We start from the raw sequence: 22,323 nt of genomic DNA, 5'->3' as shown, positions 1-22,323 counted from the left end.
TCCGCCCGTTTTTAATGCCCTGCCTGCTTGCCGGAATTGCGCCCGATGAATGCTGCCCGGACTGACGGTGCCGATATTCTCCCCCCGGAAACCGAAGATCTTCTCCAGGGACTCAGTTCCGATCCTTTCGCCATCCTCGGGCGACATCCCGCCGGACGGAACGACATCATCCGCGCCTTCTGCCCTGACGCGCGCGCCGTGCGCCTGGTGGTGATCCGCCCGCGCTCGGCCCCCGTCGAGCGGGTGATGCGTCTGGTCGACGAACGCGGCCTGTATGTCGGCACCGTGCCGGCGGGCGCGCGCTACCGGCTCAAGATCGGCTGGGCCGACACGTGGGAGGAAACCGAGGACCCGTACAGCTTCGGCCTGCTGCTGGGCGATCTCGACCTGCATCTCCTCACCCAGGGCCGGCACCAGGATATCGACCGCGTCATGGGCGCCCAGGCGATGGAGATCGACGGCGTCGCCGGCGTGCGCTTCGCGGTGTGGGCGCCGAACGCCTACCGGGTCTCGGTCATCGGCGATTTCAATGTCTGGGACGGGCGGCGCCATCCGATGCGCCTGCGCCATGCCGCCGGGATCTGGGAGGTATTCATCCCCCGCATCGGCCCGGGCGAACGCTATAAATACGAAATCCTCGACGCCAACCGCCGGCTCCAGCCGCCCAAGGCCGACCCGATCGCCCTGTCGGCCGAAATGCCCCCGGCCACCGCCTCGGTGGTGGCCGATCCGACCCCCTTCGTCTGGAACGACGACGCATGGATGGCCACCCGGCAAGAGCGCCAGGGCCCATCCGCCCCGCTGTCGATCTACGAGGTCCATCTGGCATCATGGCGCCGCCCCGACGGCGACCCCCAGGGCACCCTGCACTGGGGCCAGTTGGAACAGACCCTGATCCCCTATGTCCTCGATCTGGGCTTCAGCCACATCGAGCTGATGCCCATCATGGAACATCCCTTCGACGGCTCCTGGGGGTACCAGACGCTGGGCCTCTACGCGCCGTCGGCGCGCTTCGGCACGCCCGCGCAATTCGCTCATTTCGTCGATGAATGCCACCGCGCCGGGCTGGGCGTGATCCTCGACTGGGTGCCGGCGCATTTCCCGGCCGACGCGCACGGCCTGGCCCGCTTCGACGGCACCTGCCTGTACGAGCACGAGGACAAGCGCGAGGGGTTCCATCCCGACTGGCACACGCTGATCTATAATTTCGGCCGGCATGAAATCCGCGGCTTCCTGATCGGCAGCGCGCTGACCTGGCTGCGGCGCTACCATGTCGACGGGCTGCGGGTCGATGCCGTCGCCTCCATGCTCTATCGCGACTACAGCCGCGCCGAAGGCGAATGGATCGCCAACGTCCATGGCGGGCGCGAGAATCTCGAAGCCATCGCCTTTCTGCGCGACCTCAACCTCACGGTGGCCGAACTCTGCCCGACCGCGATCATGGTGGCCGAGGAATCGACCGCCTGGCCGGGGGTCAGCCAGCCGGTGGCCGATGGCGGGCTCGGCTTCTCCTATAAATGGAACATGGGCTGGATGCACGACACGCTGCAATACATGTCGCGCGATCCGCTGTGGCGCCGCTACCACCATTCCGAAATCATGTTCGGCCTCTACTACGCCTTTTCGGAACATTTCATCCTGCCCCTGTCCCATGACGAAGTCGTGCACGGCAAGGGCGCGCTGATCGCGCGCATGCCCGGCGACGAATGGCGCCGCCATGCCGGGCTGCGCGCCTATTACGCCTTCATGTGGGCCCATCCGGGCAAGAAGCTGCTGTTCATGGGCGGCGAATTCGCTCAGCCCCATGAATGGCAGTCCGACGGCCAACTCGCCTGGTACATGCTCGACTACCCCTTCGCCCGCGGGGTGCAGACGCTGGTGCGCGACCTCAACCGGCTCTATGCGACCCATCCCGCCCTGCACCGCGCCGACGCCACCTATCACGGCTTCGCCTGGATCATCGGCGACGACTCCGACAATGCGGTCTTCGCCTGGCTGCGCATGGCGCCCGACGTGCCGCCGGTGCTGGTGGTCTGCAACATGACGCCCGTCCCCCGGCCGGATTACCGCATCGGCGTGCCCTGGGCCGGCTGGTGGCGCGAACTGCTCAACACCGACGCGCAGGATTACGAGGGGTCGGGCGTGGGCAATGGCGGCGGCGTCATGGCGCAGGACCAGCGCTCGCACGGCTACCCTCATTCCTGCGTGCTGACCCTGCCGCCGCTCGCGGTCCTCTATTTGACGCCCGAGGGGGGCTAGGCATGATGCGCTTCCCCGCCCGGCTGATGCGGGGCGTCAGCGCGCCGCTGGGCGCCACGTGGGACGGATTGGGCGTCAATTTCGCGGTTTTCTCGGCCAACGCGCTGCGCATCGACCTGTGCATCTTCGACCCGTCGGGCCGGCGCGAGATCGCGCGGTTCGAACTGCCCGAACGCACCGACGAGGTCTGGCACGGCTACCTGCCCGACGCGCGACCCGGCCTGCTCTACGGCTATCGCGCCTACGGCCCGTACGAACCGCTGCGCGGCCATCGCTTCAACCCGCATAAATTGCTGGTCGATCCCTACGCCCGCGCCCTGCAGGGGCAGCTCAGATGGTCGGACTCGCTGTTCGGCTACCGCATCAGCTCGCCGCGCGGCGACCTGTCGATCGACCGGCGCGACAGCGCCCCCGGCGTACCCAAAAGCGTGGTCACCAACGAGGCCTTCAACTGGGGCGACGACCGCCTGCCGCGCATCCCGTGGGAGCGCACGGTGATCATGGAGGCCCATCTGCGCGGCCTGTCCATGCGCCGCAGCGAACTCACCCCGGTCGAACGCGGCACCTTCCGCGCCCTGGCCGACCCGCTGCTGATCGACCACCTGCTGCGGCTGGGCATCACCACGCTCGAACTCATGCCGATCCAGGCCTTCGTCAAGGACCGGTTCCTGCTCGAACGCGGCCTGACCAATTACTGGGGCTACAACACGCTCGCCTTCTTCGCGCCGCACGCGGCCTACCTGGCCGAAGGCTCGCCGCACGAGGTCCGCACCGCGATCCGCCGCCTGCATGCCGCCGGGATCGAGGTGATCCTGGACGTCGTCTACAACCATACGTGCGAAGGCAGCGAACTCGGCCCCACGCTCTGCTATCGCGGCCTGGACAATGCCAGCTATTACCGCCTGGTGCCCGAGGACGAGCGGCACATGATCAACGACACGGGCTGCGGCAACACGCTCAATCTGTCGCATCCGCGCGTGCTGCAGATGGTCATGGACTCGCTGCGCCACTGGGCGGTCGATTTCCATGTCGACGGATTCCGCTTCGACCTGTGTTCGACCCTGGGGCGCGAAAGCTACGGCTTCGACCAGAATTGCGGCTTCTTCGACGTGCTGCGCCAGGACCCGGTGCTGTCCAACCTCAAGCTGATCGCCGAACCCTGGGACCCCGGGCCCGGCGGCTACCAGCTCGGCAACCATCCGCCCGGCTTCGCCGAGTGGAACGACCGGTTCCGCGACACGGTGCGCCGCTTCTGGCGTGGCGACGGGCTGCAGCGCGGCGACCTCGCCGCGCGGCTCAGCGGCTCGGGCGACATCTTCGACCGCCGCGGCCGCCGCCCCACGGCGTCGCTCAATTTCGTGACCTCGCACGATGGTTTCACGCTGATGGATGTCGTCAGCTATTCGACCCGCCACAACGACGCCAACGGTGAAGGCGGCCAGGACGGCCATTCGGAAAATTTCAGCGCGAACTGGGGGGTCGAGGGCCCGACCGACGATCCCCCCATCCTCGCGGTGCGCGACCGGCTCCGCCGCGCCATGCTGGCCACGATGTTCTTCTCGCAGGGCACGCCCATGCTGCTGGCCGGCGACGAGTTCGGCCAGACCCAGGACGGCAACAACAACGCCTATTGCCAGGATAACGGCACGGCCTGGCTGGACTGGTCGCTGGCCGGCAGCCCGAGCGGCCAGACCATGATCGATTTCGTGGCGCGGTTGGTCGCGCTGCGCAAAGCGCGCCCCTCACTGCGCTGGAACGGCTATCTCCACGGGCGCCGCGAAACCATGCCCGGCCTCAGCGACATCGCCTGGTACGGCCCCGACGGCACCGTCATGACGACCGATTCCTGGAACGACGCGGCGGGCCGCGTGCTCGGCGTGCTGCGCTCCGTCGCCGATGCTTGGAACGGCCCCGACACCACCTATCTGATCATGAACGCGGGGGCCGAGGACGCGGATTGCACGCTGCCGCCGATCCCCGGGACCTGGACGCTGCTGCTCGACAGCGCCAATCCCAACCGTCCGCCCGGCGCGGCGCCGGACGGCGGCCAAGGATCGACATACCTGGGGGCGGGGCTGCCGGCCGAGGGGCAGGGGGGCCAGAACCCGTCGCACTGGATCGTCCCCGCCCACGGCGCCGTGCTGCTCGGCTTCACCCCGCGCACGAAGATCTGAAGGGGATTGCCCATGCGCACGACTCACGCCTTCGCCTGCACGTTCGGCGCGACGGTGATCGCGCCGCATTGGACCCGGTTCCGCTTCTGGGCCCCGTCCTGCAACCACGTGACCCTGGAAATCGAAGGCGCGTCTCCCCTTCCCATGACCGCCGAAGGCGCCGGCTGGTTCGTGGCCGAGGCCCCCTGCGGCGCCGGCGCCCGCTACCGCTACCGCGTCGCCCCCGGCCTCGCCGTCCCCGACCCCGCCTCCCGCGCGCAGCCCGACGACGTCCAGGGCCCCAGCATGGTGGTCGATCCGCGCGCCTATGACTGGACGGCCGATGACCGGCGCGGCCTGCCATGGCGCGGCCTGCCCTGGGAACAGGCCGTCATCTACGAAATCCATGTCGGCGCCGCGGGCGGGTTTCGCGGCGTGCGCGCGCAGTTGCCGCGCCTGGCCGCGCTGGGCATCACCGCGATCGAACTGATGCCGCTGTCCGAATTTCCCGGCGGCCGCAACTGGGGCTATGACGGCGTGCTGCCCTATGCGCCGGAATCCGCCTACGGCACGCCGGACGACCTCAAGGCGCTGGTCGACCATGCCCACGCGCTGGGCATGATGGTCTTCCTCGACGTCGTCTATAATCATTTCGGACCGGACGGCAATTTCATCGCCGCCTACGCCGCCCCCTTCTTTCGCGCCGACCGCCCCACGCCCTGGGGGGCCGCCATCGATTTCCGCCAGCAGGCGGTGCGCACCTATTTCACCGAAAACGCCTTGTACTGGCTGATGGAATATCGTTTCGACGGTCTGCGGCTGGACGCGGTGCACGCGATCGCCGACCGCGAATGGCTGCTCGAACTCGCCGCCCGCGTCCGCGCGCGCGTCGAGGCCGACCGCCATGTCCACCTGATCCTGGAAAACGAGCATAACGATGTCGGCCTGCTGCAATCCGGCTTCGACGCGCAATGGAACGATGACGGCCACAATGCCGCGCACGTCCTCCTGACCGGCGAGCATGAAGGCTATTACCGCAATTTCGCCGACGAACCGATCATCCACCTCGCCCGCGTGCTGGGCCAGGGCTTCGCCTTCCAGGGCCAGTTCTTCCCCACGCTCGGCCGGCCGCGCGGCATGCCTTCGGGCAGCCTGCCGCCCTCGGCTTTCGTGCTGTTCCTGCAGAACCACGACCAGATCGGCAATCGCGCGATGGGCGAACGGCTGACCGTGCTCGCCGATCCCGACGCGCTGCGCGCCTGCTACGGGCTGCTGCTGCTCGGCCCGCAGATCCCGCTGCTCTTCATGGGCGAGGAATGGGGCTCGCGCCGCCCCTTCCTCTTCTTCACCAGCCACAAGCCCGAACTGGGGCAGATCGTGCGCGACGGGCGGCGGCGCGAATTCGCCGCCTTCTCCCATTTCGCCGATCCGACCCTGCGCGAGACGATCCCCGACCCCAATGCCCCGGAAACCTTCGCCGCCTCGCGGCTCGACGAGTCCGAGGCCGAGACCGCGGACGGCAGGGCATGGCTGGACCTGACCGGCCGCCTGCTGCGCCTGCGCGCGCATCACATCGTGCCGCGCCTGCGCGGCGCCCACGCGATGGGGGCCTCGCCCATCGGGCCCGCCGCGGTGGCGGCGCGCTGGCGCATGGGCGATGGCGCCATCCTGTCGATCGCCCTCAATCTGGGCGCCGACCCGGTCGCGCCGCCCGGCTGGGTCGCCGGCCGGGTGCTGCATCGCAGCGCGCCCGCCGGTCACGACCATGGTCACGATCATAGCCCCAACCATCATCACGCCGGCGCCGCCGTGCCCCCCAGCGGCCTCGTCGTGTGCCTGGACGACATCGCCCATGGATAATGCCAGGATGGATGACGGCGCCCTTCGCAGCCGCGCGCGCCGCGCCGGCCTGTCCACCTCCTGGCGCGACGCCGGCGGTACGCTCCACCGGGTCGGCGCGGACTCGCTGCGCAGCTTGCTGCGCGTGCTGGAAGGCAGCGCCGACATGCCGCCCCACGCGCTGCCGCCGCTGCTGGTCGGCCAGGCCGGGCAGGCGACCAGGCTGCCCGGCTTCACCCGCGCGGAGCATCCCGCCTACACGATAAAATGCGAGGACGGGACCATCCTGACCGGCCGCGCCAGGCGCGGCCGCGACGGCGCGCTGACCCTGCCGGCCATCCGCCAGGTCGGCTACCACGCGCTCGACATCGCCGGGGCCCACGCCACGCTGGCCATCGCGCCCTCCGCCTGCCGCACCCTGGCCGAGGCCACCCATGGCGGCCGCGCCTGGGGCCTGGCGGCGCAGATCTACGGGCTGCGCGCCCGGCACGATGGCGGGATCGGTCATTTCGGCGCGCTGGCCGACCTGGCGCGCCAGGCCGGCCAGGCCGGGGCCGACGCCCTGGCCGTCAGCCCGGTGCACGCCATGTTCACCGCCCGGCCCGATCAGTACAGCCCCTATTCGCCCTCCAGCCGCCTGTTCCTCAACGTGCTGCTGGCCGACATGCGCTGCTGGTTCACCGCCCATGACATCGGCCAGGTGCTGCGCCGCCTGCATGTCGCGCCCTCGGCCGTCCTGGCGCTGGAAAACGCGCCGCTGATCGACTGGCCGCAGGCTTCGGCGCTGCGCCTGCAGGTGCTGCGCGGCCTGTATGACGATTATATCCGCCCCGCCCCCCCGGCCGAGATGACGGATTTCGTCGCCGCCCAGGGGCGCAAGCTGCATCTGCACGCGGTGTTCGAAACCATCCACGCCCAGCAAGTGCGGCGCGGGCCGCGCGGCGGCAACTGGCGGATCTGGCCCACCGCCCTCCGCAATCCCGGCAACCCCGAGGTCGCGCGCATCGCCGCCGAGCGCCGGAACGATGTCGGCTTCCACCTCTTCCTGCAATGGCTGGCCGCCCGCAGCCTGGACCATGCCGGCGCCGCCGCCCGCCAGGCCGGCATGCGGATCGGGCTGATCGCCGACCTGGCCGTCGGCACCGACCCGACCGGCAGCCAATGCTGGTCGGACCAGGACGATTTCCTGATCGGCGCCTCGGTCGGCGCCCCGCCCGACCCGCTCGGCCCGCTGGGGCAGAACTGGGGGCTGACCACCTTTTCGCCCGGCGCGCTGCGCACGCACGGCTATCGCGCCTTCATCGACACGCTGCGCGCCACGCTGGCGCGCCAGGGCGGGGTACGGATCGACCATGTGATGGGGCTCGAACGGCTCTGGATCATCCCCGAGGGCGCATCGGCCACCGACGGCGCCTATCTCGCCTTTCCCCGCCAGGACCTGATGCGGCTGGTGGCCCTGGAATCGGCCCGCCACGGCGCCATCGTGATCGGCGAGGATCTGGGCACCGTCTCGCCCGGCTTTCGCGGGCACGCGGCGCGGCGCGCGATCCTGGGCATGAACGTGCTGTGGTTCCAGCGCGGCGCGGACGGCGCCTTCCTCCCGCCGGAAAAATGGGGCCGCAACGCGGTGGCCATGACCACCACGCACGACCTGCCCACCGTCGCCGGCTGGTGGCAGGGCACCGACATCGCCTGGCGCAGGGCCCTGCGCCAGTTGCCCAGGGATACGCGGGCCGATGATGTCCAGGCCGCCCGCGCCCGCGACCGCGCGGCGCTTTGGACGGTCCTCCGCCCTGCCGCGGCGGCGGCCGGTCGCCCCCCCGCCCAAGCCTCCGCCGCCCAGCCCTCCGCCGATCAACTCCCCGCCGATCCGCCGCCCGCCACGCCCGACGGCGCGGCCATGGTGACCGACGCGGCGTCGCGCTTCGTCGGCGCCACCGCCTCGCCGCTGGCCATCCTGCCGCTCGAGGACCTGCTGGGCCTGTCCGAACAGCCCAACCTTCCCGGCACCGTGTCCGGCCATCCCAACTGGCAGCGCCGCTACCCGGCGGGGCGCGACCTGCTGGCCGGCCCCGCCGCCGCCCGCCGCCTGGCCCTGCTGCGCGACGGGCGCCAGGCACCATGACATCGGACCCCTCCGCAACCGGCGCCCCGGCCAGGCCGCGCGCCACTGCCCGCCTGCAATTCCATGCCGGCTTCACCCTGGATGACGCGGCCGCCCTGGTCGATTATTTCGCCGATCTGGGCATCAGCCATCTCTATGCCTCGCCCCTGCTGGCCGCCCGCCCGGGCTCGACCCACGGCTACGACACGCTCGAGTACGGCCGCATCAACCCCGAACTGGGCGGCCACGCGGCGCTGGCCCGGCTGGTCGGCCGCCTCCGCGCCCGCGGCATGGGGCTGATCGTCGATATCGTGCCCAACCACATGGCCGTCGGCGGCAGCGGCAATGCCTGGTGGGACAGCCTGCTCTGCTGGGGCAGGGCCAGCCCGTACGCCCATTATTTCGACATCGACTGGTCCCCGCCCGATCCCGCGCTGCGCGGCCGCGTGCTGCTGCCTTTCCTGGCCGCCCCCTATGGCGACAGCCTGGCGAAGGGCGAGCTGGATCTGCGCTTCGATCCCCGGGACGGGCGTTTTTCCTGCTGGCATCACGACCATCGCTTCCCGATCTGCCCCAATCATTATGCCGGCCTGTTTTCCGACGGCGACCTGCCGCCCGTGGCGGCCGCGCTGCTCGGCGCGCTGCGTACCGTCCCGCCCTGCGCCGCCCCGGCCTATCTGGCCGCGCTGGCCGACTGGTCCCGCGAGGCCGAGGGCGCGCGCCTGATCGGCCACGCTCTGGCCCGCCACAGCGCGGCCACGACGGCCGGCCGCGCCCGGCTGCACGCGCTGCTCGAACGGCAGCATTACCGCCTGGCCTGGTGGCGCACCGCGTCCGACCTCATCAACTGGCGGCGCTTCTTCGACATTACCGGCCTGGCCGGGCTGTGCGTCGAACATCCCGATGTGTTCGACGCGGTGCACGGCACGATCGTCGCCCTCTACGGCCAGGGGCTGATCGATGGGGTCCGCGTCGATCATATCGACGGGCTCACCGCCCCCGGCGCCTATTGCGACCGCTTGCGCCGGGCCCTGGCCGCGGTCGCGCCCCAGCGCCCGCCGGACGCCCCGCCCGGCCCGGCGATCTATGTGGAAAAGATCCTGGCCGCCGACGAGACCCTGCCCGCGTCCTGGGGCGTGGACGGCACCACGGGCTACGATTTCCTCGAACAGGTCGATCTGCTGCTGCACGATGCAAGCGGGGGCGACGCGCTGAACGACCTGTGGGTCTGGAGCGCCGGCGGCGCCCTCAGTTTCGATGCCGAGCAACGCGCCGCCCGGCAATCGATCCTCGATCGCGGACTCGCGGCCGAATACGCGCGCGCGGTCCACGCCCTGGCCGCCCTGGCCGCGTCGGATGCGCGCACGCGCGATTTCACCCAGGCCGCCATCGCCCGCGTGCTGCGGCAGGTCCTGCTGGCGTTCCCGGTCTATCGCACCTACGCCGCCGACCGCGCGCGTGAAGCCGGTGCGGCGTCCCGGCTGCTGCACGATGTCTGCCGCCAGGTGCGCCCCACCCTGGCCGCGTCCCAGCACCCGCTGCTGGACTGGTTGGAACGCCAGCTCGACGGCAGCCTGCTGCCCGACACTGCCGACGCCATCGCCTTTTTCGAACACCTGACCGCACCCCTGGCCGCCAAGGCGGTCGAGGACACGGCCTTCTACCGCTATGGCCGGCTGCTGTCGCGCAACGATGTCGGCACCCACCCCGGCCATTTCGCCGGCACGCCCCAGGGCTTCCACGCCGCCTGCGCCGCCCGCCGTCACGATTGGCCGGACGCCATGCTGGCGACCGCCACCCATGACCATAAACGGGGCGAGGACGCACGCGCGCGCCTGGCCGTCCTGTCGGAACCGGCCGCCGACTGGGCCCGCACCGCCATGGCCTGGTGCGAACACAACCTTCCCTTGCGCCGCCGCGGCCATGGCATGCCGAACGCCCATCGCGCCCCCGGCGCGTCGAATCTCCATCGCGCCTCCGGCGCGTCGAGTCTCCATCGCACCGGCGGCGCGTCTAGTCTCCATGGCGCCGACGGCACGCCGAGCTTCCACCGCGCCGACGGGGCGTCGATCCCCGACCGCGCCGACGAACTGATCCTCTACCAGGCGCTGATCGGCGCCTGGCCGCTGCCCGACGCCGGCGGCGCGTCCACCCTGCCGCCCGATTTCCGCGACCGCATCGCCGCCTGGCAGACCAAGGCGCTGCGCGAGGCCAAGCGCCATACGGACTGGACGAACGTGAATCAGGAATACGAGGAGTCCTGCGGCGCCTTCCTCGACGGCCTGCTCGACGCAAAGGCATCCCACGGCTTCCCCGCGATGATGGACGCCTTCGTGTCCCGCATCGCGCCGGCCGGCGCGCTGAACGGCCTGTCGCAGACGCTGCTGCGCCTGACCGCGCCCGGCATGCCCGATCTCTATCAGGGCTGCGAATTCTGGGATTTCAGCCTGGTCGATCCGGATAATCGCCGGCCGGTCGACTATGCCGCCCGCGCCGCGGCGCTCGCATCCGGCGCCGACCTGCCCGCACTGGCCCCCCATTGGCGCGACGGCCGCATCAAGCAGCGATTGATCGCCGCCCTGTTGCGGGCCCGCGCCGACCATCCCGCCCTGTTCGCGCGCGGCAGCTACCAGCCGCTGCGCGTGCAGGGCGTGCGGCGGCATCATGTGCTGGCCTTCGCCCGCCTCTTGGACGGCCAGGCCCTGCTGGTCCTGGCGCCGCGCCTGGTCCTGCCGCTCGCCCCCAGCCCGGACGACCTGTCCTGCCCGGACGGCACCTGGCGCAGCACCACCCTGGACCTGTCCGGCCTTCCCGATGGCCAGGGGGATCGTACCTGGGGGTCCCGCATATGGCGCTCGCTCCTACGCCCCGGCGCGGTCTTCGACGACGCGGCCCTTCATCGCCTCGCGCCGCTCGCGGACACGCTGCCGTTCGACGTCCTGCTCAGCGCATCGTAACGGCACGCCGGAGGCGGACCGTCATGGCCGCCTTGATGTTGCCATATTAAAATAAATAAGAAAAACTATGGCAAATATTTATAAATAAGTCACAATAATCCGCGTGACAAAGAAATGTAATGTAACATTAATACACAATTATGTGATGAAATGTAATTTGCCATTGCCAGTTTGGCGAGGCTGCCTGTTTTTCGTGATCCGCCCGGAACGGACTGGAATTTGACTCGAAAATACCGACATGGAGGACGTATTCCGAAGTATATTCGATAATATATACTCCATGTTCAGACCATTCCCGTTCACAAGGATCATGGTCCCGGATGCGGCGCCATGCCATCGGTTTCGCGTCGCCGATAAGAAATATAAAGAATTCGTCTACATAAATATAATGCGCTCAAAACAATAAAGAGCGGCTGAAAATAACAATCCATCAAAATCACGACGTGCCGCCCGCATCGGCCGGGGGCACGGGCTTCAATCTGCAAACGGAGTTCCCCTCCCATGTATGCAACTCCCTATCGGCGTCCGCCGCTCAGGATTCTCCTGTGCCTGGCGGCGTCGCTCTCGCCGGTCGTCCTCTCGCCGCCGCTCTTCGCGCAGGAGACGCATCGAAAGACCGCGCACCGCCATAAAGTGCGGCCCGCACGTCCCGCCGCACCGGCAACGGGCGCCGCGCGGCCGGCGCCGGCCGCCATGCGCAAGGCCAGGTCCGTGGCACCCGAACAATTGCAGGTCGTCGGCGTCACCCATGGCACGCAGGCCAGCGCCATCGGCACGCTGGAACAGGCGCGCCTGATGCAGCAGATGGCGCCCAACCTCATCAATGTCGTCCCCCAGTCCGAAATCAAGAAAGTTCCCGATTTCACCCTGGGCGATGCGGCGCGGCGCATTCCCGGCGTATCGGTCAGCAATTCGGGCGGCGAGGCCTCGGCACTGCAGATCCGCGGGCTCGACCAGAACCTGAACGGCGTCATGTTCGAAGGCGTCATGCTGCCCGCCGGCTCGATCAACCATGCCGGCCGCGCCGTGCCCATGGAGGCACTCCCGGCGCCGCTGGCGGGCGGCCTGGAACTGACCAAGACCAACCGCCCCGACCAGGACGCCTACGCCCTGGGCGGCCAGCTCAATATCCTCTCGCGCGACATCGCGCCGGACGCCCAGCCTTTCCTGGAAATCATCGGCGGCAGCGGCTTTCGTGACCCGCGCGCTACGCCGATCTTCGACGGCACAATTTCCGGCGGCATGCGCTTCGGCTTCGACGGCAACCCGTTCGACAGACATGCCGGCGGCGACAAGCCCTTCAGCGTCAGTTTCTTCGCCACCGCGCTCAGCGACTGGCTGCAAGAGGACGACATCCAGCAGACCCCGCTGGGACAGCCCGGCTACCCCGCCGACGCGATCACCGAATCGGCGCAGCTTTACAGCAACGGTCACAAGGTTCGCTGGGGGTACGGCGGCACGCTCGGCTGGGACGTCAACCGCCATACCAAGCTGTATCTCAAGATGTTCGATTCCGGGCTGGATTCCCCGGCGGTGGAAAGCACGCTGGATTACAGCCTGGCCAACGTGACCCAGATTCCAGGCCATCCCAATACCTATACCGCCGACGCCACGCTGACCCAGCACGTCAATGACAGTTGGCCGCGCAACGAGGAACGGATGTACAAATTCGGTGGCGACAGCGCGATCGGCCGGTTCAAGATCGATTATTACGGCGCCTGGGCCAGCAATTTCCATTATGCGGGCTATGCCTACGATTCGCAGTTCCAGGATCCCAATACGGTACCCGTCATCGTCGACAGTTCGAATCCGTTGCGGACCGTCATCCGCACGACGAACGGCGTCAACCCCACCGATTACAGCGCCTATCCCCTGACGCGGCTGCAGAATTCGCAGCAGAACGACACCGACGCCGCCTGGACCGGCCATATCGGCGTCACCACGCCGCTCGATTTCCGTGCGATCAAGGGCACGCTCGGCTTCGGCGGCGGCGCGCGCTTCGAGCATATCTATTATAACGACCCGGGCGAATCCTATGCGAACCTGCCGGCGGTCACGGCCGGCCAGTGGGAAGGCGCCTATCATTACACGTTGCTGAACGGGTTTTATGACATCGGCAACCCGATCGGCACCCAATATGTCCGCCAGTTGATCGACCAGCACACCTATCCGATCGTGCAGAACGTCGCGAACGACGCAATCAACACGCTGCAGGGCTATATCCAGGACGACGAGCGCATCTATAATCTCTACGCGCAATATATCGCCAGGTGGCGGCGCCTGGGCGTCATGGCCGGCCTGCGCTACGAAAAGACCGACGGCGTCTATCGCGGCATCCAGACATCCGTGACCCCGGACGGGCAGAATATCCTGACGCCGCGCGCGGTGGGCCAGGAATATGCCAATCTCTTCCCCACCGTCCAGTTGCGCTATAACCTCACCGACAATCTGATCGCCCGCGCCAACTGGTCCACCGCGATCGGCCGCCCGGGCTTCAACGCGGTCACGGCCTCGCGCACCGTCGATTATTCGGCCAACGCGGTGACCGAAGGCAACCCGAACCTCAAGCCCATCACCGGCACCAACTACGATGTCGACCTGGAATATTACCTGCCGCGGGGCGGCATCGTCTCGGCCGGGGCGTTCGACAAGGAATTCAAGAACTATGTCGTGACATACACGAACTATACCGACAATTACCCCGGCATGGTGGGCCTCACCACCATCTCGACCTATGCCAATATCCCCTATGCCTTCGCGCGCGGGTTCGAACTGAACTACCGCCAGCAATTCACCTTCCTGCCGGGGTTCTGGAGCGGCTTCGGCATCGGCGGCAACATGACCTACGTCCTGTCACGCGGCCGCGGCCGTGACGGCATGTTCGAAACCCTGCCCAACACCGCGTCGCATCTCTATAATTTCGAGGTCTTCTATAGCCGTGGCCCGCTGACCCTCCAGTTCGACGGCAATTACAGCGGCCTGAAACTGACCGGCCTCGGCAGCGACCCCACGCAGGACAGCTTCACGCAGCCCGCGCTGAATTTCGATATCGGCGCACGCTACATGCTGTCCAGGACCGTCGAACTTTATTTCAAGGGACGCAACCTGACCCAGGTGGGGCAGAACGATACCCAGGGCAGCAGCGCACGCAACATGGTCGAACTCCAATATCCCGGCTCGGCCTATATCTTCGGCGTGGACGTCAAGCTCTGACCGTCATCTTCCGATAAGGCCGGCGCGCGCGGGCGGGTATCCCGGCCGCGCGCCCCTACCGCCGGCTCCGCTATTCTCCGCCCAGCACGTCTTCGTTCAGCCCGTCTTCGCCCAGCACCTCCTCGTTCAACGCGCCCTTGCCCAGCACCGCCGCGATCCGCCGCCGATCCAGGCGCCCTTCCCAGGCGCCGATCACGACGGGCGCCACGCAATTCCCCGCCAGGTTCCCCACCGCCCGGGCGATCCCGACAAACCAGTCCACCGCCAGCAGCATCACCAGGCTGGCCGCCGGAATCGCCGGGGTCGCGGCCAGGGTGGCGGCCAGCACGACGATGCCCATCCCCGGCACGCCGTGCGCACCCTTCGAGGTCAGCAGCGCGGTGCCCAGCATCACGGCGATCTGCCACGCCGTCAGGTGCGTCCCCGTCGCCTGGGCCAGGAACATCACCGCCAGCCCCAGATAGATCGACAGCGCATCCAGGTTGAAGGAATAGCCCGCCGGCACCACCAGCCCGACCACCTGCCGGTCCACGCCCATCCCTTCCAGCTTGGCCATCACGCTGGGCAGCACCGCGTCCGACGCCGTGGTGGTGAAGGTGATCGCCAGCTCCTCGCGGAAATGGTTCAGGAACCGCACCGGGCTGACGCCCGACAATTTCAGGCACGTCCCCAGCCCGACCACGATGAACAGCGCGATGGCGATGAAATACAGCACCACGAATCCCGCCAGATGCGCGATGGCGTTCATGCCGTATCGCGCCGTCGTCGTCGCCATCGCCCCGAACACGCCCAGCGGCGCCAGCATGATGACGATGCGCATGATGCGCGAAAACAGGGCCGACAGCGCATCGACCAGCCGCATGATGGGCGCTCCGGCCGCGCCCATCTGGCTCAGGCAGCACCCGCTCAGGATCGCGAAGAACAGGATCTGCAATATGTTGCCTTGGGCGAACGCATCGACCGGCGAGCGCGGCACCAGCGACAGCAGAAAGGCCGTGATCCCGCCTTCGTTCAGCATATGCCCGTGGCGGGCATAGGATTCGATCATCCGCGCATCGTCGCCGCTGGGCACATAGGCCAGGCCCGCCCCGGGCCGGACCAGCATCGCCACCCCCACGGCCGCGCACAGCGCCGCGGTGGTCATCGCCTCGAAATAGATCAGCGCCTTGGCGCCCAGCCGCCCGACGGTCCGCAGCGACCCCGCGCCGACGATCCCCGTCACCACGATGCAGAACAGCAGCGGCCCCACCGCCATCACGATCAGCCGCAGGAACAGGTCGGTCGTCCAGCGCGTCTCGGCCGCCAGCCCGGGCGCCGCCAGCCCCAGCGCGCATCCCAGCGCCCCGGCCACGACGACCTGCAGGAACATGCCGGATCGTCCGCCGCCGCTCGCCCACGCGCCGGTGTCGCTCGCCTCGCTCATCGGGGTCCTCTCCTCGCGCTTGCCGGTCGGGGGTGCATCGCACCCCCAGCCTGCGTCAATAGGTGAAATTGATCCGCCCGCCGACGAAGCGCGGCAGCCCCGGGATCACGCCATAGAACGTGGCCTGCGTGCCCGCCGACAGCCAATAGCGGCGATCGGTCAGGTTCTGGCCATAGACGGTGACCGACCAATGCTGCCGGGGGGCCGCGAAGGTCAGGAAGGAATTGACCAGGAAATAGGCCGGCGAGCGATAGATGCCCGTCTGGCCGATATATTGCGGCTGGGTCTGCCGCCCGCGATAGGAATAGTCCGCGTCGAAGATCATCCGGTACTCGCGGAAGACGGGCCACGTATAGGTCGCGGCCCCCGACAGCGTCAGGTTGGCCAGCCCCATGTTCACGCCGTCATAATTCGTGTTGATGGCCTGCCAGACGCCGGTCGCGGCGAAATGCGCCGTGGTGGCGCTGCGGTTCAGGCTCTGGAACTGCGAATAGACGCCGTTCTGGTAACCGAAATTCTGGGTCAGGACCAGGCCGCGGAACGGATGGGCCTCGGCATCGAACTCCGCGCCATAGATATACGAACGCGGCGCGTTCACATAGCCGCCCAGCACGCCATAGGGCGGGACCAGGATCGTGCCCAGCAATTGCTGGTCGCGATAATCATAGTAGAATCCGGCGGCATTGAAACGCAGGCGGCGATCGAACAGCATGGTCTTGAAACCGCCTTCATAGGTCAGGATCTGTTCCGGCTTGAACGGACGAAGCTGCGCCGCCTGCTGCGTGATGTTGGCCGAGAACCCGCCCGGCTTGAAGCCGCGGCTGACCATCACATAGCTCATGATGTTGCGGGTGAACTGGTACTGCGCGCCGACCCGGCCGCCGAACTGGTTGGTCAGCGCCCCGCTATTGCCGAAATTCGTCGGCGTGCCGATGACCGCGCCCGTGTTCAGGTTGTAGTTCGCGCTGGTGACGTTCAGCATCTGGCGGTCGTCGGATTCATGCTCCAGCGCGCCGATGATGCGCAGCCTGGGCAGGATCCGATAGGAAAGCTGCAGATATTGGTTGAAATTCTGCTGGTCCTGGCGATAGCGCGTCTCGTTCAGCGGCGTCGTGCCGGGACGGTCCGAGGAATCGTACCAGAAATTCTGCGCCATGCGCGACCGGCTGTAATACAGGCCGCCCTCCCAGTGGAAGCGCGCATTGGGGTCGATCGATTCCAGCCGCACCTCCTGCGAGAACACGTTCGTCTGGTTGTTGCGGAACATGTTGCCATAGGCCAGGATCGAATCCGTCTGGTTCGTCAGCTCGTGCTCGTCCACCATTTCATAGGCGCTGATGGTCGATAGCCGCCCCCACGCGAAATTCTTCGTATAGCGCGCATTCGCGCCCCAGAAGAGGTTGTCCTCGCGCGGCCTGGTATCGTTCGCGCTTATGCCCAGGATCTTCGCGAAGCGCGGATCCAGCCCCCACTCCGTCTCGTAAAGGTCCTGCGTCACCGGCACGTGGTACGAGTTGTACAGGTTGTGGCCCGACGCATATTCGGACTGGTCCGTCGTCCAGTGCCCGCCGATGATCAGGTTCGACGTGCTGTCGATGTCCCATTTCAGCTTGGCGCGCAAAGCCCCCAGGTCGGCATTGCCGAAACCCTGCCCCGCCGCATTGTGCTGGTAGCCGCCGCCGGTCAGGGACTGGCCGGACAGGCGCAGCGAGACGGACTGCGACACGGGGCCCGAGACATACCCCTCGACGCGGTTGCGGCCATAGCTCGCGATGTCCTCGGTCAGCCCGGCATGGAACCGGCGCGTGGGATCGGCGCTGTGGAAGTCGATCTCGCCGCCCGTCGTGGCCTGGCCGTGGGTATAGCCCGACGGCCCCGGCGCGATCGAAATATCGTCGAGGTCGAACATCATGCCGGTCGTCATGATCGAGACGGGCAGCGCAACCCCGTCCAGATAGGGCATGGTCGAGGGCGTGTTGTTCTGCGTGAAATCCGTCAGCCCCACGCCGCGCAGCGTGAAGTTCAGCGCGCCCGAGCCGAAGGACGGCTGGATGGTCAGGTTCGGGGCGACGCGCTGGATGTCGGTCATGGTACGGATGTTGCGATTGAGCAGGTCCTGGCGCGAAATCACCGTTTCCGAATGCGCGTTGTGCTGGCCCGCGCCGGTTACGCCGTGACGCGCCGACACGGTCACGGCCTCGGCGCGCGACGCCGGGGCGGGTGTGCGGGCAGGTACGGCATGGCCCGCCTTGGATGCCGCGCCCCGGATCGAACCTGGGGCCGAACCGGAGATCGAACCGGGGGCCGAACCCTGGGCCAGCACCGGCAGCGGCAGCAACAGGCCGGCCAGGATGCTGCCCAGGGTACTGTTCAGGCTCACCCGCCGCCGCAGGGACAGGCGTCGCGGCAGGCGTAAGGGGCAGGAGGGTGAAAAGGGCGGGCGCATGCGGGTTTCCTTGTCCAAATGCCAGAATCCAGAAGCGAGGGGGCGGAAATGACGGCACCTGTCATTCCCGGATCGTCACCCATCCCGCGGCCAGTCTGATGGCGCAATCTGATCTACAAAAAGCCACAGAAAATCGATCAATCGTTGCATACAAGATATAAGACAAGCGCCCGCAAAACGCGCCCTCTTTGCGCAAAGATGACAGATTTTTTAAATCTAAATCGTAACATATTAAAAATATGAAGAAAATTTCCTCGCAATCCACCGTGCTCAAACAAAATAGATCAATTTTTGTGCATAAAATAATGCATAAGAGCAAATAATCATCACATCAAAATAGGACGCCCAATCGGCTCTGATCCGCCGACATCATACAGATTGCGAAATGGCGTCCCGTTGGTCATAGTCCTTGTATGCGAGACGCCGCCAAAGACGATGCACACAAGACGCCGCACCTGATCGAGGACCGCATCATTCATGCGGCGCTCTCGGGCCGCATCGCACCCGGCGAACGGCTGGGCGAGAAGGAATTGTCCGAAATCTTCGGCGTCTCCCGCACCCTGGTGCGCGAGGCGATGATGCGCCTGCAGGCCCGCGGCATCGTCGAGGTCTCGGCCCGGCGCGGCTGGTTCGTCGTCGAACCCTCGGTGCGCGAAGCCCAGAACACCATCGACGCCCGCCGCGCGCTGGAAGTCGGCATGCTGGTCACGCTCGGCCGGGTGGACGCGGCCGCGATCCGGGCATTGCGCGCGCATGTCCACGCCGAACAGCAGGCCATCGCCGGCGGCGACCGCGCCGAACGCAGCTACCTGCTCGGCCATTTCCATGTCTGCCTGGCCGAAACCCTTGGCAATCCGGTGCTCGCCGCCCTGCTGCAGGACCTGACCACCCGCACCGTGCTGATCGCCGCCCTCTATCAATCCTCGCACGACGCGCACGAATCCTGCCGCGAGCATGACGAGATCATCGACGCGCTCGAACGCGGCGACACGCAAGGCGCCGCACGGCTGATGGACACGCATCTCCGCCATGTCGAGAAGGCGCTGAACTATCGCAGCGCCTCCAACCGGCTGGACCACCTCAAGGCCGCGCTCCAGGCCACGCCGCGCTGACCCGGTTCGCGCCCCCCCGTCTCGCGCCTCCCGTCTCGCGCCCCCATCTCGTGCCCTGCGGATTGCCTTCCATTCCATCTTGTATACAAGACGCCGAGCCGGCAGGATATCCTCGTGCCCCATTCCCCCCTTGCCACACCAACTCGCTCCCCCGGCGCCCGTCTCCCCGGTGACCGTCCCTCCGGCGCCCGCGCGGTATCGCGGTGCGACCTTTTGGGCGAGGTACCCTATTCGGACGTGCCGGGACAGTTGTTCCGGCCCTATCTGGGCGGCGGGCACGCGGCGACCCTGGACCGGATCGCCGCCTGGATGGCCGAGGCCGGGATGCGCGCGCGCATCGACCCGGCGGGCAACATCGTCGGCCGGTATGAGGGCAGCATGCCCGACGCCCCGGCGCTGCTGCTCGGCTCGCATGTCGACAGCGTGCGCGACGCCGGCCGCTATGACGGCATGCTGGGGGTGATGCTGGGGATCGAAACCGTCGCCCATTTCGCCGAACGCGGCCGACGCTTTCCCTTCGCGCTCGAAGTGATCGGCTTCGGGGACGAGGAAGGCTCGCGCTTTCCGGTCTCGATGCTGTGCAGCCGCGCGGTGGCCGGCGCGCTGGCCGGCCAGGACGTGGCCCAGGACATGGTCGACGCCCAGGGCACCAGCCTGGCCGACGCGCTCGGCGGCTTCGGCCTCGACCTGGCCCGCTTCAGCCAGGCCGCGCGGCGCCGCGCCGACGTGCTGGCCTATGTCGAGGCCCATATCGAACAGGGCCCGGTGCTCGAAGCCGCGGACCGGCCGCTGGGCGTGGTCAGCGCGATCGCCGCGCAATATCGCTTCCAGGCGGATGTCACCGGGGTGGCCGGCCATGCCGGCACCATGGCGATGGATCTGCGCCGCGACGCGCTGGCCGCCGCGGCCGAGATGGTGCTGGCGATCGAACGGATCGGCGGCGGCGGCCCGCCCGACCTGGTGGCCACCGTCGGCCGGCTGGCGGTCGGTCCCGGCGTGCCCAACGTGGTGCCCGGCACGGTCGGCTTCACCATCGACGTCCGCGCCGGCACCCATGCGGTGCGCGACGGCGCGGCCCGGGCGATCCGCGCCGCCCTGGCCGAGATCGCCGCCCGCCGCCAGGTCACGCTGGACCTGGCGCAGCAGCAGGATTTGCCGGCCACCCCGTGCGACCCGGCGCTGACCGGGCTGCTGGAAGAGGCGGTGCGCCAGGCCACCGGCCACGCGCCGCACGTGCTGGTCAGCGGGGCAGGGCACGACGCCATGGCGATGGCCCGCCTGGCGCCGGTCGGCATGCTGTTCCTCCGCTGCGCCGGCGGCATCAGCCACAACCCGGCCGAGGCGGTCGACGAAGCCGACGCCGACTGCGCGCTGCGGGCGCTGACCGATTTCGTGGCGCGCTTCGCCGAAGCGCACCAGGCCGGCCGTCGCTGACGGAAAGACGAGACGGAGGAAGGAACCGCCCATGTTCGGACAGATTGACCCGCCGCACCGGCTGCTGATGGGCCCGGGTCCGGTGAACGTGCATCCGCGGGTGCTGCGCGCGATGGCGGCGGACATGCTGGGGCAGTTCGACCCGGAGATGACGGGGTATATGAACCAGACGATGGCGCTGTATCGTCATGTGTTCATGACGGAAAACCGCTGGACCTTCCTGGTCGACGGCACGGCGCGGGCGGGGATCGAGGCGGCGCTGGTCTCGCTGGTCGAACCGGGGGCGCGGCTGCTGGTGCTGCGCGCCGGGCGCTTCGGCCTGCTGCTGTCGGAAATCGCCGGGCGCATCGGCGCCGACATCCGCGTCCTCGACATCCCCTGGGGCGCGGTCGCGACCCGCGGGCAGATCGAGGCCGCGATCGTCGAACACCAGCCGCAGGTCTTCGCGGCCATCCACGGCGACACCTCCACCACCATGGCGCAGCCGCTGGACGGGGTGGGGGACATCTGCCGCCGCCACGGCGTGCTGTCCTATGTCGACGCCACCGCCACCTTGGGCGGCATGGCGGTGGCGACCGATGCCTGGGGGGTGGATGTGGTGACGGGCGGCCTGCAGAAATGCATGGGCGGCCCGCCGGGCTCGGCGCCGATCACGATCTCGGACCGCGCGGCGGCGCACATCATGGCCCGCCGCCATGTCGAGGCCGGGATCCGCACCGCCGGCAGCCGCGACGGCGCGCGGCCGCGCATCGGCTCGAACTATTTCGACCTGGCGATGGTCATGGATTACTGGTCCGAGCAGCGGCTGAACCACCATACCGAGGCGACCTCCATGCTCTATGCGGCGCGCGAGGCGGCGCGGATCATGGTGGAAGAGGGGCTGGAGGCCCGCTTCGCCCGGCACCGCGCGGCCGGGGCGGCGATGGGCGCCGGGCTGCGCGCCATGGGGCTGGCCCTGTATGGCCAGGACGCGCATCGCATGACCAACGTCACCGGCGTGCACATCCCCGATTGCATCGACGGCGAGGCGGTGCGCACCCGCATGCGCGCGGAATTCGAAATCGAGATCGGCACCGCCTTCGGCCCCCTGGCGGGGAAGATCTGGCGCATCGGCGCCATGGGCTACAACGCCATGAAGCACAAGGTGCTCATCACCCTCGCCGCACTCGAGGCCTCCCTCCGCGCCGAGGGCTTCTCTCTCCCGCAAGGCAATGCCGTCGACGCCGCACGCGCATCCTACGCGGCCGCGTAACGCTGGCGGCACCGGCCAGGGGCGCTGCCCCTGGACCCCGCCAAAGGCCGGCGGCCTTTGGAAACCGTTTTGTTTATCAATGGATTGTGGTTGAGGGGCTGCGATTCCTTGCGGCGGGGCGCGCGGAGTGT

At 68.1% G+C, this 22,323-nt stretch carries 11 protein-coding genes; 9 read left to right on the top strand and 2 right to left on the bottom strand.

The genetic code is table 11. From position 1 onward, the window contains the following. The first annotated feature begins 45 nt into the window (after positions 1-45). The 6 genes from glgB to QN315_RS08750 all read left to right on the top strand — a co-directional run bounded on the left by glgB (position 46) and on the right by QN315_RS08750 (position 14,525). Positions 46-2,259 carry a 1,4-alpha-glucan branching protein GlgB gene (gene glgB, locus QN315_RS08775; RefSeq protein WP_323993048.1) on the top strand — a complete coding sequence of 738 codons (2,214 nt, stop codon included), beginning with the start codon at positions 46-48 and terminating at the stop codon, positions 2,257-2,259. A gap of 2 nt (positions 2,260-2,261) precedes the next feature. Continuing rightward, complete coding sequence (gene glgX / locus QN315_RS08770; RefSeq protein ID WP_323993045.1) at positions 2,262-4,433, top strand: glycogen debranching protein GlgX; 2,172 nt, start codon at positions 2,262-2,264, stop codon at positions 4,431-4,433. 12 nt (positions 4,434-4,445) lie between these two features. Then, entirely contained in the window at positions 4,446-6,272 is a 1,827-nt protein-coding gene (treZ, locus tag QN315_RS08765; protein ID WP_323993042.1) for a malto-oligosyltrehalose trehalohydrolase, read from the top strand. Positions 6,273-6,279: 7 nt separating this feature from the next. Then, positions 6,280-8,376, top strand: a complete 2,097-nt coding sequence (gene malQ, locus QN315_RS08760) for a 4-alpha-glucanotransferase (RefSeq protein ID WP_323993039.1) — start codon at positions 6,280-6,282, stop codon at positions 8,374-8,376. After that, on the top strand, positions 8,373-11,312 hold the full coding sequence (gene treY / locus QN315_RS08755; RefSeq protein ID WP_323993037.1) for a malto-oligosyltrehalose synthase: 2,940 nt from the start codon (positions 8,373-8,375) through the stop codon (positions 11,310-11,312). The genes malQ and treY overlap by 4 nt, the downstream gene beginning before the upstream one ends. A 501-nt stretch (positions 11,313-11,813) precedes the next feature. After that, positions 11,814-14,525 (top strand): TonB-dependent receptor, encoded by a 2,712-nt coding sequence (locus QN315_RS08750; RefSeq protein ID WP_323993035.1) that lies wholly within the window; start codon positions 11,814-11,816, stop codon positions 14,523-14,525. A gap of 70 nt (positions 14,526-14,595) precedes the next feature. On the opposite strand, the gene QN315_RS08745 is transcribed toward QN315_RS08750, so the two are convergent. Further along, the gene (locus tag QN315_RS08745; RefSeq protein WP_323993032.1) at positions 14,596-15,948 is read right to left on the bottom strand and encodes a cation:dicarboxylate symporter family transporter; all 1,353 of its coding nucleotides are present in this window, start codon (positions 15,946-15,948) and stop codon (positions 14,596-14,598) included. Between the two features lie 55 nt (positions 15,949-16,003). Further along, positions 16,004-18,394 carry a TonB-dependent receptor domain-containing protein gene (locus QN315_RS08740; protein ID WP_323993030.1) on the bottom strand — a complete coding sequence of 797 codons (2,391 nt, stop codon included), beginning with the start codon at positions 18,392-18,394 and terminating at the stop codon, positions 16,004-16,006. A gap of 413 nt (positions 18,395-18,807) precedes the next feature. Between QN315_RS08740 and QN315_RS08735 the strand changes: the two genes are divergently transcribed. From QN315_RS08735 to QN315_RS08725, 3 genes are all read left to right on the top strand, one after another. Next, on the top strand, positions 18,808-19,506 hold the full coding sequence (locus tag QN315_RS08735) for a GntR family transcriptional regulator (protein WP_323993028.1): 699 nt from the start codon (positions 18,808-18,810) through the stop codon (positions 19,504-19,506). Between the two features lie 114 nt (positions 19,507-19,620). After that, positions 19,621-20,940 carry an allantoate amidohydrolase gene (locus QN315_RS08730; protein ID WP_408904609.1) on the top strand — a complete coding sequence of 440 codons (1,320 nt, stop codon included), beginning with the start codon at positions 19,621-19,623 and terminating at the stop codon, positions 20,938-20,940. A 31-nt stretch (positions 20,941-20,971) separates the two neighbouring features. After that, positions 20,972-22,192 (top strand): alanine--glyoxylate aminotransferase family protein, encoded by a 1,221-nt coding sequence (locus QN315_RS08725; RefSeq protein WP_323993025.1) that lies wholly within the window; start codon positions 20,972-20,974, stop codon positions 22,190-22,192. Positions 22,193-22,323 lie beyond the last annotated feature (131 nt).

Source organism: Nguyenibacter sp. L1, assembly GCF_035199985.1.
GTDB lineage: Bacteria > Pseudomonadota > Alphaproteobacteria > Acetobacterales > Acetobacteraceae > Gluconacetobacter > Gluconacetobacter vanlangensis.
This window is presented reverse-complemented; position numbering and strand designations above follow the sequence as displayed.

Excerpts from the sequence above, each read along its gene's own strand:
- glgB (WP_323993048.1), top strand. The coding sequence starts at position 46 with ATGAATGCTGCCCGGACTGACGGTGCCGATATTCTCCCCCCGGAAACC.
- glgX (WP_323993045.1), top strand. The coding sequence starts at position 2,262 with ATGATGCGCTTCCCCGCCCGGCTGATGCGGGGCGTCAGCGCGCCGCTG.
- treZ (WP_323993042.1), top strand. The coding sequence starts at position 4,446 with ATGCGCACGACTCACGCCTTCGCCTGCACGTTCGGCGCGACGGTGATC.
- malQ (WP_323993039.1), top strand. The coding sequence starts at position 6,280 with ATGGATGACGGCGCCCTTCGCAGCCGCGCGCGCCGCGCCGGCCTGTCC.
- treY (WP_323993037.1), top strand. The coding sequence starts at position 8,373 with ATGACATCGGACCCCTCCGCAACCGGCGCCCCGGCCAGGCCGCGCGCC.
- QN315_RS08750 (WP_323993035.1), top strand. The coding sequence starts at position 11,814 with ATGTATGCAACTCCCTATCGGCGTCCGCCGCTCAGGATTCTCCTGTGC.
- QN315_RS08745 (WP_323993032.1), bottom strand. The coding sequence starts at position 15,948 with ATGAGCGAGGCGAGCGACACCGGCGCGTGGGCGAGCGGCGGCGGACGA.
- QN315_RS08740 (WP_323993030.1), bottom strand. The coding sequence starts at position 18,394 with ATGCGCCCGCCCTTTTCACCCTCCTGCCCCTTACGCCTGCCGCGACGC.
- QN315_RS08735 (WP_323993028.1), top strand. The coding sequence starts at position 18,808 with ATGCGAGACGCCGCCAAAGACGATGCACACAAGACGCCGCACCTGATC.
- QN315_RS08725 (WP_323993025.1), top strand. The coding sequence starts at position 20,972 with ATGTTCGGACAGATTGACCCGCCGCACCGGCTGCTGATGGGCCCGGGT.